The sequence below is a fragment of the Pseudoalteromonas luteoviolacea NCIMB 1944 genome (genome assembly GCF_001625565.1).
Lineage (GTDB): Bacteria > Pseudomonadota > Gammaproteobacteria > Enterobacterales > Alteromonadaceae > Pseudoalteromonas > Pseudoalteromonas luteoviolacea_F.
Map to the genome: position 1 here is coordinate 1 of NZ_AUXS01000061.1, position 10,738 is coordinate 10,738.

Below are 10,738 nucleotides of genomic sequence, written 5' to 3' on the forward strand. Positions count from 1 at the left end.
TCCTGGCTGATTCACTTCAGCGTCCTGGCTGATTCTCTTCAGCGTCCTGGCTGATTCTCTTCAGCATCCTGGCTGACCATGGCTTAAACTCTTCACTGGCTGATTACAGCTTCCTTGCTGACTTAAGAGAGTTTAGCGACTCAGCCTCCAATAAAGTTTTGCATCCTTACAAAGCATTGGAGGTGAATCACACTACCAAGTGCCCACTCCTTGCTGCGATAACCAAATTATTAAAATGTGTATCAAACACCAACAACTAAACGATTGTTTTTTTATAACTTAAATAATAAGCTTTTTTATCATGATGTTATAAATCCTATTATTATGTTTATTTCAATCGCGTAAGTGAGAATATTACTTGGTAAACCAGTTCAGAAAGAGAGGGAAGCAGTTGCTCTATAGGCCTAAAAGCATATAAAAGAATATTTACTCACCTTTTCCATAAGGATCACTGCACTCTTTTCCGATATGACAAAACTCAGGTGAAGACGAGTTCAATACGTACAGTGGGCCTAAGGTAAGCGCTGCAATAAAGGCAAGGCTCAACAGTTTATTGACGTTCATAATAGTTCTCTTCTTTAGTTAAAGTTACTTTATAGAAAAAGCATCGCAAGGTTACTCAAAATACAACTGCTGTATTGCAGAGTTGTTTATCTGAACAGATAGATACACAATGTGTTCGCCCAATTGATCTGCAGAAGTTCTTGGGTACATACTCAAAAACAAGTCCTCAATTACGGTATGCTTTTGCGTTACTAAATCCACATGGTGCACATAACTTTTTAAATAATCATAATCTGACCAGATGACAGAATTTTGTTTAACATGCCAACGAGTAATTAACTGAAGACCAATACGATGTTTCATTGCCTCTAAAACTGCTAAGCTAGAGTCTAAATGGTAAAGGTCACCATTGCCGTCAGCAGCTATAAATCCACTTTTTGAAGGTCGGATAGACATATACCCTCGTAGAAAGACATCTATCGTGGATGTGGAAATATTGAATCTTTGTATCTCCCACTCACCAGCTACTTGCACACCAAAGAAAACCTCTTCGCCATTATGACTAAATACACCATCACTACTTAAACCTGAATCAGCGGTTAAATAGTGAATATGGTTATTTTCAATAGAGAATATTGCGAGCCTATGGCCTTCTTTGACAAGTAAATACTTGTTGTTCGGTGCCGAATCTAGAAGCTCAAGCCGCTTCTTCGTTTCGTAGTGAATAGTCTGCTGCTCTGTGTTGATATTGAGGTGGGCTATATAATTGATGTTATTTTTTTTAATTCGTACCCATCTCATATTTTCATTTTCAGGGTCAAACATCATGGATGTAACTTCCGGTGCAGTATCAATGACCCGGCTTACTGCACCCGCATCAGCAAAAGAGCGTTCAATGTACAACCTATCAGCCCTAACTTGCGACTTTTTAATCGCAACCACACCACCATTATTATCAACAGCTATATCGGTGATTAAGTCGCCTTGATTTTGCAAAACAACTTGCATAGCTCCGGTATGAACATCAACAATATTTAGAGCGTCCCTATCTAGCATAAGAATTTGTTCATCATTCAACCAAACAGCACCATGAACCTGTGCACTTGTTTCACTGAGAACTCGCTCTTGTTGTGATTCAAAGTTTAATATAACAAGCTGATAACTATCCGGTTTCATCACTATAGTCATTAACTTTTTTTTGTCCGGTGAAACCGTGCCTCCCCAGATATATTGATCCGAATGACTCGGGGCAACAAGCCGAGTTTTTTGCAAAGTTTCAAGGTCAACTGCATATATCATCAATCTTGATTCAGCTTTATTAGCAAGCTGTACAATAACTTCCGATGGAACTCGCCCCGGTTGAATACCACTAATAAGGTATTGCTCATCAAACAGGGTGATCATGGCGCTTTCTGGATCGGATACAGTTAACGGTAATAACTTGAGAGAAGATGCGCCTGTTACGGTGTCGCTAAAGAGCAGAACTTTATCATTCTGTGCAAAACTCACAAATCGCGCATTGGTAGCCTTGGTAGTCAACTGCCGGACTGACCCATCTTGATTATCCAATAGGTACACTTGGCTTAGTTCATTTTCTAGGTTTCTACCAGTAAATGCCACGAAGCGTCCATCCGATGATACTGCTACAGATTTTTTTTCACCCTTGTACTCTGTCAGTAATTTCTCTCCAATAAAATCGAAACGGCTGGAGGAATGTTGAATTGCAACATATATACATGTCATTGCTACGATGACAGCGCAGGTAAACCAAATTAAATAGCGTTGCTTGTTGCTTTTTGGTTGGGTTACTCGATCTGATATTGACGCAGCCGCGTCAGGCTCTTCAATTGTGGTGGTTAACGTCTCATCGTGCGACTCATCAAGTATTGAAGACTCACAAATTAACTTATAACCTCGCTTGGCGACCGACTTTACATATTTAGGGTTATGTAAATCATCATCTCTAAGAGCTACCCGCAGTTTTTTCACTGTACCACGCACAGCGGTATCCGTTACCACACGGTCTGCCCAGACATGCTCATGCAACTCCTCTACCGTGACATAACGACCACGGCAATGATAGAGGTACAGCAGCAACTCCATGACTTTAGGTTCTACCGAGATTTCTTCGCCGTTTAAAAAGAGCAAACCTTGCTCCAAATCCACGACAAACTCCCCAAGTGAAGCTCTATTACTATCCTTTTGCAACAAACTATTCCCAACTAAAGTTTTACGCACAAGATGGACTAAAAACCAACGTCAATAATGCTAAATATGTAAATATTCATAAAAGTATCGACACATCAAGTGTACCAAGGAAATCCTTGACAATTCAACCAAAACAGTTTCTCCACAAGATGAAAATCTCTTTATAAATATATAGTTATATTCATAATCACCGGTATTACACTGCCTTAGTGGTATAAATTAGTACTTAATAAACATTCACTTAAGATATTTTTTAATGAGTGATACGCATCAAATTTCAAAAACGAGAGAACAAATTTGTATTGACACTTTTTCACAATCTATACCCATTGACGTCCAATGTGGCAAGGATTGCACTTCTTTCATATGCGAAAAAAGGAACAATAAAGGGTTTACTATAATAAAAAAGTGTCAAACTGTTCAGTTTAAGGCTACTAGATAGGATGAAGTATTATTTTCCGTATATATCGATCAGCCCTTCAGTGAGTAACAAGGCAAACACACTAAAATGCGAGGTATTAGGGATCACCTTATATTGATAGTCTAAGTTTTTGTACTGGCGTTTATCTAAGATGCCAACAAAGGTTTTCAGATCCGTCACCATCCCCCCTTCTTTGCCACCAATATAGTAGCGGACAGTAGCAGGTAAAGCCTTGTTATGCTTTGCATAACGCCGCTCCATCTCGAATATGACTTTATTGTCATACCATAGAGATGGACTGCCTAATATATATGACTCGAACAAGCTTGGCTGATGTAACATAATGTATGTACCAAGCAACCCACCATAGGAGTGACCCACAAAGGTCTTTCGTGTTTTATCTACACGGAATTGACTCGCAATCAGTGGTAGCACTTGGCTATCTATAAATTTCACGTAATTATTTGCTTGTCCGGATACTTGCTGAGCCGCTTTTGAATGGCCTTGTGTCTCTTTCGGTGCAAACGTAGGCGTGTAGTCCCGTGTCCGACTAAATAACGGGTTTGTTCCTTTAGAATATGAGATGCCGACGAGAATGACTTCTTCAATGTCCCTCCCTTCAATTAGGTGTAAAATCCCACTGGCAGTGGCAATGGAATAACTTGTATCATTGATCAATACAAGTGGATAATTGCGTTTTGACTTTTTATATCCTTTGGGTAGTCGCACATACAGCTCATAGTTTTGTTGATTGAACTCGGATGTAATTTGCAACGTCTGCGTGTTTTGAATAACAAACTGATCACTGGCACTTACTTGCGTAAAAAACGTTAATAAGATTATATTTAAAGTAAGAAAAAGCTGCTTATACATTAGCGTTGATACTCCTTGATGATCTGATTAAAGACGAACTCTGACTGTTCATTTTGTTTTGAATAGCTGTGTTTTAATTGCGCTTCAATACGTGCAACAGTTTGAGAAAAAGCTTCCAATTTGGCACCAGAAAGTTTGCCTGCTGAATATCGATGAGTCTTGAGCGTCAAAGGGTTAATAGCATGTCCATCTTTGTGCACTTCAAAGTGTAAATGGGGTGCTTGAGACAAACCTGTATTGCCCAGATAACCGATTACTTCACCCTGACTCACCTCACTTCCTGCTTTTATTCCCTTAGCAAACCCTTGCAAGTGGGCGTACAACGACTGGTATCCATTTGCATGCCTAATCACAATGCGATTACCAAAACTGCCGCCCCAACTGGCTTTAAGTACCTTTCCATCTCCGGCTGAAAAAATTGGCGTACCCACTGCTGCACCAAAGTCCAATCCCTTGTGGAGTCTTGAGTAACCTAATATTGGGTGTTTTCTGCGTCCAAACGTAGACGATAACCGAGCCCCGTTAAGCGGTGTTTTAAGCAAAAAGCTTTGCACAGGGCGTCCATCTGCATAGTAAAACCTATCCTGTGATTCACCATTCCCTCTATAGCGATACAAAAGATGAGGTACACCTGATACTGTCAACTTGATAAAGTTTACCTTGTCCGCTTCACTTTTTTTGGATAGTTGGTGTGTATCAATCAGCTGAGCTGACTGATAGATCACTTCAAACACATCTGTATCTTGAAGCGACCTTTGAAAATCTACTCGATGAGAAAGAACAGCAATAGCTCTTTGAATGACTTCCACCGCAACACCTGCGTCTAACGCACTGTTATATAGGCTACGACCAACATTAATTCGAATATGCTCGTCTACCAATTCAGTTTCCAGAGTGGAATCTCTTACTTGCCAATCCCCATCTTCTAAAGTTGCCGTTACGGTTGTCGCAAAACGTACACCTATGGAAAACGCGGTTAATGCGCCTTGCTCGTTAAGTGTTATTTGGATCTGTTTTCCCGCAGTCAACTTATTCAGATCCAGCCACGGCTTTAATTCACGTATCAGCGCCATAGCTTGCTGCGTATTTACGTCATAACGACGTAATACACCTATCAAGTTCTCTCCAGCAGCTAGCTTTAAGGTTTTATGTGAGTTCTTTGTTGTGTTTTTAGGCTTCTTAGCCTCATTGGCGTCAATATTAGAGTCAATTGGCGTCTTACCTACTGTTGAATGCGGCTTAGGCGCTTCAGATCCCGGTGCTGCCGTCACTACTTTTTCGCAGGTGCAAGCAACCCCTACAACTAAAGCTGCAGCCATTAATAAACCGTTTTTTATCATGATTATTCTAGTGCTAAAATTGCCAAAGGATTGATCCGTTGCTCTTGATACAACAGCTCAAAGTGAAGATGTGGCCCTGTAACACGGCCTGTCGCGCCTAACGTCCCAACTTTACCGCCTCCTTTTATCCGCGTCCCCGGCTCTACCACAATTGTATCTAGATGTGCGTACAAGCTTTGATAACCATTTTCATGCTGCACTAGTACCACATTCCCATACCGTGACGATAAGGTTGTCGCATCAGCAATAACAACAGTACCGCTGGATACAGCCATCACCGGCGCGCCAACAGGTGCAACCAAGTCAATACCTCCGTGCGCTTTTGAGTTTCGAAACTCAGAGATATGACCATAGTGCGAACTCACCCAAAATGTATCCAATGGATTGTGCCAATGGCTGGTGTTTACGTGTATCGCAGGTGCCGCTTTTAAGTTCACAAAGCCGAGTAAAGCAGTGATCAGTGAGAGTAAAATGATCAAATAAGCTGGTTTATTGGATTTCGGCTCAATAATTTCCTGTAATCTAAGTTTATAATCAGCCAAACTCAAAGCTCCGGATGAAAAATTAGCAGCACTCGCAAAAGAATGGGTGTTCACAGAGTGTTTAAGTGCAGTCACCAAGGTTGCAGCATAGTGTTTTTTATTTAATTCAAAATGTGTCACTGTAAACTGATCACACCTTAGCTCTAGAGCATGAACAAAACACTTCTCCATACGCTTTATAAAAGGGTTAAACCAAAAAATGCACCCGAGTATGCTCCACGCTATCAAGGCCAAATGATCTTTGCTACGTATATGGGTCACTTCGTGACAAAGTAAACTGTATTGCTGTTCGCTATCTAAGTTCGAAAAGTAGTTGGGCAATACAATTTTGCAATTAGCAATACCGAAAACAAAAGGGGAGCAATTAATTGGAAGCTGGACGCATGGCACCGAAGTAACTGATTGCTTGAAAGGCTCTGATGTACTCAGCAGCCTATTTATGTTCTGCCAGCTTGCAAATAGCGTATATAACCTGTAAACAGCCACAGCCAAATACAGTGCAATCACACCATAAAGTAAAACATCAGCCAAAAACAGTGTACTTTGTTCTGAGGTACGCGGTACTTGATGCTGTTTCTGCTCAATATAACTTCCGAACTCTAAAAGTACTTTTGGTATATGTACTAATTCAGAACTAGAACCAATAGGTAAAATAGGTAAAGCCGATAATGCCAATACGGCCCACCAGATTGTCGGAGAAGATGGATACCTGCGAGCTATCAGATTACCTACATTCAATAGTAGATAACTCGTAAATAGCCATAAAGCTAGCACCATGACAGGGCTTACTAATGTCCAATCCATGCCATTTTACCCTATTCTTTACTCTTTCCATTTAGCTCATCAAGCAGAGATTCAAGCTCATCTAACTCTTCAGCTTCAATAAGACGGCTATCCGCAAACATCGCAACAGGAAGCGGTCCATCCAACTCAAATACAGATTGAGCAAACTCTTGGGCACACGCAGCAAGTGTGGGTACTTTCTCAGCTGCCGCAGTAAATATTTTTTTGTTGCCTTGCTCTCCTACATTGAGCAACCCTTTGTCTGCCATTCGCTCAAGTGTTTTCCGAGTTGACGAGTAGCTCCAAGAAAAATCCGCTTCAATTTCATCATGAATTTCTCTAGCTGTTCTTGGTTCACGCTTCCAAAGTAATTTTAGAATTACTAGCTCTGTGTTGTTTGGCTTTAACATACTACCTCCTGTGACATATGTCGCACCTTAACACACAGCAAAGTGCGACACAAGTCGCACTTCAACACATAAGTACACTATCGATATATAAGATTGTCCCTACAGAAGGTTAAGTTGCACTTTGATATTGTGCATAAAAGTTTGCGAAACAGGCACTTCCAGCCCATTAGATAGTATCAAAACCAGTTTCCTCCCATCTTTTTTTGTGGAATCAACTGCTTCTTTGGCAACCCACCAAGAGCGATGAGTTTGAAAACCAGGAAACTCATGGAGTTGCAACAAAGCATCTTTAAACCGCATTAATAATAAGTGCTCCCCCTTATCAGTGATGACTTTTAGGTAATGATCATCCATTTGTAAACACAACAGCGAACCGCGCTTCTCGAGAGGGAGCTTATTAATGAATTCGATTGAATTACGCTCCTTCAGCTCTCCAACTTGCGCCTGTTCAGTGTCAATTTTTACTTGCTGATCAATGATCAATTGACGTTGCAATTTCACATATGTCTTAACTGCACTTGCCGCTGTAATAATCCCACCTATAAACATACTGGCAATAATTGATGAAACAACAGATCCCCAGTAGCCTGAAGACATGGAGAAAAAAGCCGAGATGATAAACGGCGCAACCAACCCCATGGCTAGACTCGCTAAAAAGGTTGAGACAATCAGGGCGATCAGTTTATGGCGTGCCCATGTCGGTAAATAAACATCAAACAATCTGTCTCCTACCTTGATTGCTGGAGCATATAGCGCATAACCGCAAAAACACATTGTCAGCCAAAAGCCGAGGGCATAAACAAAACTCACACCATCCATGCCAAACGGCTTTAAATAAGCCAAAAACATTGCAAACACAAATACAACTACGCAGTCAGAGAAAAAATCTCGGATTGACCAAGATTTAGTTAAACCATGATTTGATTGAATATTTTTTTCATTTTCACGATTCGCCAATTTGACACCTTATAAATCAGACCGTTTCACGAAGTAATTGTCACCCCTACGAAATCCAGATTGCTCGCAGGGTAACCGCATTTTATCTTGTTTATCGACAAGCGCAATTACGCGTCAGAAAATAACAACAGCAGAGGATCAAAAATGAAAGCATTACTAATGACACTTAGTCTATTAAGCACTCCAATAATGGCAAATGAGTTAGAGCTACGAATTGAAGATATCAATAGCAGTGAAGGAAAGATTTACATTGAACTGTTCAAAGGTGAGCAAAACTATAAAGAGGGCCAAAGTTACACTGCAAGTATTATTAAGGCTCAAAAAGGGCACACCACAGCCCACTTCAGCAATTTAGAAGCTGGCGAGTACGTTGTGCGTTTTTTTCACGACATCAACAATAATGCAAAGTTGGATAGTAACTTATTTGGTATTCCTACAGAAGGCGTAGGGTTTTCAAATAATGCAACCATACAATTCGGCCCACCTAGCTATCAAGAGATGGTTATCGCCATAAATTCAGGTCGCAATGTAGAAAATACCACTATCCACTATTAAGGAGCCGACGATGGAACGCCGACAATTGTTAAAAGGTATGCTAGCAGCACCATTGGCACATGCTGCAATTTCTAATCCGTGTTTAGCAAGTAACTTGTTTGCTACGGAAGACATAATGACAATTAACCAAAAACGCTTTACGGCCGCATTGGAAAAACGTCCAGAGCTTATCGGTGTGGTCGGTGTTGACTCTAATTACAGACCACAAAAGCTACTTTTGGAGGGGAAGTTACCGGATGATTTAACGGGAGCGTTTTACCGTAATGGGCCAGGCCTTCACCAAAGAGCCGGTCAGCGCTATACACACCTGTTCGAAGGTGACGGCATGGTGCATCAGTTCCAAATTGGTAACGGCGCGGTTTATCACCAAGGAAAGTTCATACGCACTGATAAGTTTGAACAAGAAGAAAAGGCAGGAAAATTTTTATACTCAGGTCCAGACAGTAAGTTGCAAAACAGCCAATCAATTGCGAACCCTGATTCGATAAACACCGCAAACACAAACGTCATACCGGTGAATGGTGAGCTTTGGGCACTTTGGGAGGCAGGCTCTGCAACAGCTCTAAATAGCCAATCTTTAGAAACGTTAGGGCGAGTCAACATTGGTAAGAATACACAGCATGAGCAAAGCCTAAAAGGGCTTCCTTTTTCTGCACACCCAAGGCTAGAAAAAGACGGGTCTATTTGGAATTTTGGCTACGCACTTAGTGGGCATATCGTATTATATCATTTAAGCCCCACAGGAACTCTTAAAAACGTCGCATTGATAAACAGTGGTTTTAAAGGTGGGATGGTACATGATTTCCTGATCACCAAAAACCATATAGTATTGGTTTTACCTTCGCTTAAACGAGACCTAAGTACAGAAGGGTTATTTTCCTCAATACAGTTTCACCAGCAGCAGCCAATGGAAGTATTAGTGATCAGTAAAAATACATTAAAGATCACAAAGCGCTATGAATTAGAGCCTGGTTTTGTTTTTCACTTTGGAAATGCGTGGGAAGATCAACAAGGAAATATTCATCTTGATATGAGCCTCTACCCAGATAGTACAGTATTACATCACATGGCATCTATGATGAGAGGAGAGGTCAATATTCCCGTTTCGTCAGCACAGACAGTTATATTTTCTCTAATGTCTAACGGCAAAACAAAGTCGCATAAAATTGATGGAATTAGCGAATTTCCAAGGATTTATAGCCATTTGACAGGTAATAGAAATCGCGATTTGTTCACACTCTCTTCTGTTGAAAGCGATGTTTGGAGTGACAGTGTAAGACGCATCAACCTTGATACTGACAGCCAAGATTTATACACCTATGGGAAAGACTTTTTAGTTGAAGAGCACGTATTGGTAGATCAAAACCACAACGCAAAGGGAGGCTACCTAATTGGCACGGCATTGCATATCCCAAGTAAGCGAACTTGCTTAAACATTTTTCGAGCACAGCATGTCGCTGATGGCCCCATTTGTAGAGCATGGCTGAACCATGCAATTCCATTGGGTTTTCATGGGAACTTTTTGCCAAGTTAATTTAGGCTAAGTATGATTTACAATAGGTACTAATAGCCTTAAAAACAGCTCGCTGTGGCATGTTCATATCCATGCCACAGAATCGTTAAGGCGACATAACCGTCGCCTTAAAAGTTTAATTCGGGTTATGGCAAAGCCCGTCAAACGAATAACAGTCTCGCCCAGTAACACAACCTAAATAGACAGCTGTGTCACACCCATAGCTACACATACCATAAGTCTCGAAATTTCCGCCACCTACTTCTGCCGTTTGCTTGGCCGCTAGCTCACTTGATGTCTTAGATAAATTTTTTACGCGTTTCTTATTCAATTTTATTTTCATAATTATATCCTTTAACTTATTATTGCTGCTCAAATAACAGCCTTTACATTTTTACCGTTTTTAGTGAATTTAGCAAAGAAAGTCTGCCTCTTTTCTGTAACCAAATACGATAAACCTAGCCAGCATCAAAACATAGATCCTGAAACGAGTTCAGGATGACATCGTGCAAAAGGCTACCGACAGCGAACGCAGTATTACCTAGCTAATATCGAATACATAGATTCTAAAGCGAGTTCAGGATGACGGTAGCAAACAACGCGGCTGTGCTCACCCTTTTCGTCACCCTGAA

At 40.9% G+C, this 10,738-nt stretch carries 10 protein-coding genes; 2 read left to right on the plus strand and 8 right to left on the minus strand.

Translation table 11 applies throughout. The features are described 5' to 3' along the window. Window positions 1–426: 426 nt before the first annotated feature. From N483_RS27105 to N483_RS20890, 7 genes are all read right to left on the minus strand, one after another. Window positions 427–564, minus strand: coding sequence for a hypothetical protein (locus N483_RS27105; RefSeq protein WP_023400571.1), 138 nt, complete (start codon window positions 562–564; stop codon window positions 427–429). 51 nt (window positions 565–615) lie between these two features. Then, entirely contained in the window at window positions 616–2,712 is a 2,097-nt protein-coding gene (locus N483_RS20865; RefSeq protein ID WP_155250788.1) for a winged helix-turn-helix domain-containing protein, read from the minus strand. A gap of 451 nt (window positions 2,713–3,163) precedes the next feature. Then, window positions 3,164–4,006: an alpha/beta hydrolase gene (locus tag N483_RS20870; RefSeq protein ID WP_023400573.1), complete on the minus strand. Its 843-nt coding sequence runs from the start codon at window positions 4,004–4,006 to the stop codon at window positions 3,164–3,166. Then, on the minus strand, window positions 4,006–5,325 hold the full coding sequence (locus tag N483_RS20875; RefSeq protein WP_172642421.1) for a M23 family metallopeptidase: 1,320 nt from the start codon (window positions 5,323–5,325) through the stop codon (window positions 4,006–4,008). The genes N483_RS20870 and N483_RS20875 overlap by 1 nt, the downstream gene beginning before the upstream one ends. 23 nt (window positions 5,326–5,348) lie before the next feature. Beyond that, window positions 5,349–6,692: a M23/M56 family metallopeptidase gene (locus N483_RS20880; protein ID WP_023400575.1), complete on the minus strand. Its 1,344-nt coding sequence runs from the start codon at window positions 6,690–6,692 to the stop codon at window positions 5,349–5,351. Between the two features lie 11 nt (window positions 6,693–6,703). Then, on the minus strand, window positions 6,704–7,081 hold the full coding sequence (locus N483_RS20885; protein WP_023400576.1) for a BlaI/MecI/CopY family transcriptional regulator: 378 nt from the start codon (window positions 7,079–7,081) through the stop codon (window positions 6,704–6,706). A gap of 99 nt (window positions 7,082–7,180) precedes the next feature. After that, window positions 7,181–8,038, minus strand: a complete 858-nt coding sequence (locus N483_RS20890) for a LytTR family DNA-binding domain-containing protein (RefSeq protein WP_023400577.1) — start codon at window positions 8,036–8,038, stop codon at window positions 7,181–7,183. Between the two features lie 144 nt (window positions 8,039–8,182). Between N483_RS20890 and N483_RS20895 the strand changes: the two genes are divergently transcribed. Both N483_RS20895 and N483_RS20900 read left to right on the plus strand, forming a co-directional pair. Then, complete coding sequence (locus N483_RS20895) at window positions 8,183–8,593, plus strand: DUF2141 domain-containing protein (RefSeq protein WP_023400578.1); 411 nt, start codon at window positions 8,183–8,185, stop codon at window positions 8,591–8,593. 10 nt (window positions 8,594–8,603) lie between these two features. Then, complete coding sequence (locus N483_RS20900; RefSeq protein WP_023400579.1) at window positions 8,604–10,127, plus strand: carotenoid oxygenase family protein; 1,524 nt, start codon at window positions 8,604–8,606, stop codon at window positions 10,125–10,127. 115 nt (window positions 10,128–10,242) lie between these two features. On the opposite strand, the gene N483_RS20905 is transcribed toward N483_RS20900, so the two are convergent. After that, on the minus strand, window positions 10,243–10,449 hold the full coding sequence (locus N483_RS20905; RefSeq protein ID WP_023400580.1) for a hypothetical protein: 207 nt from the start codon (window positions 10,447–10,449) through the stop codon (window positions 10,243–10,245). Window positions 10,450–10,738: the final 289 nt, after the last annotated feature.

Coding starts and splice junctions, on each gene's coding strand:
- N483_RS20885 (WP_023400576.1), bottom strand. CDS start 7,081: ATGTTAAAGCCAAACAACACAGAGCTAGTAATTCTAAAATTACTTTGG.
- N483_RS20905 (WP_023400580.1), bottom strand. CDS start 10,449: ATGAAAATAAAATTGAATAAGAAACGCGTAAAAAATTTATCTAAGACA.
- N483_RS20875 (WP_172642421.1), bottom strand. CDS start 5,325: ATGGCTGCAGCTTTAGTTGTAGGGGTTGCTTGCACCTGCGAAAAAGTA.
- N483_RS20900 (WP_023400579.1), top strand. CDS start 8,604: ATGGAACGCCGACAATTGTTAAAAGGTATGCTAGCAGCACCATTGGCA.
- N483_RS20870 (WP_023400573.1), bottom strand. CDS start 4,006: ATGTATAAGCAGCTTTTTCTTACTTTAAATATAATCTTATTAACGTTT.
- N483_RS20895 (WP_023400578.1), top strand. CDS start 8,183: ATGAAAGCATTACTAATGACACTTAGTCTATTAAGCACTCCAATAATG.
- N483_RS20880 (WP_023400575.1), bottom strand. CDS start 6,692: ATGGATTGGACATTAGTAAGCCCTGTCATGGTGCTAGCTTTATGGCTA.
- N483_RS27105 (WP_023400571.1), bottom strand. CDS start 564: ATGAACGTCAATAAACTGTTGAGCCTTGCCTTTATTGCAGCGCTTACC.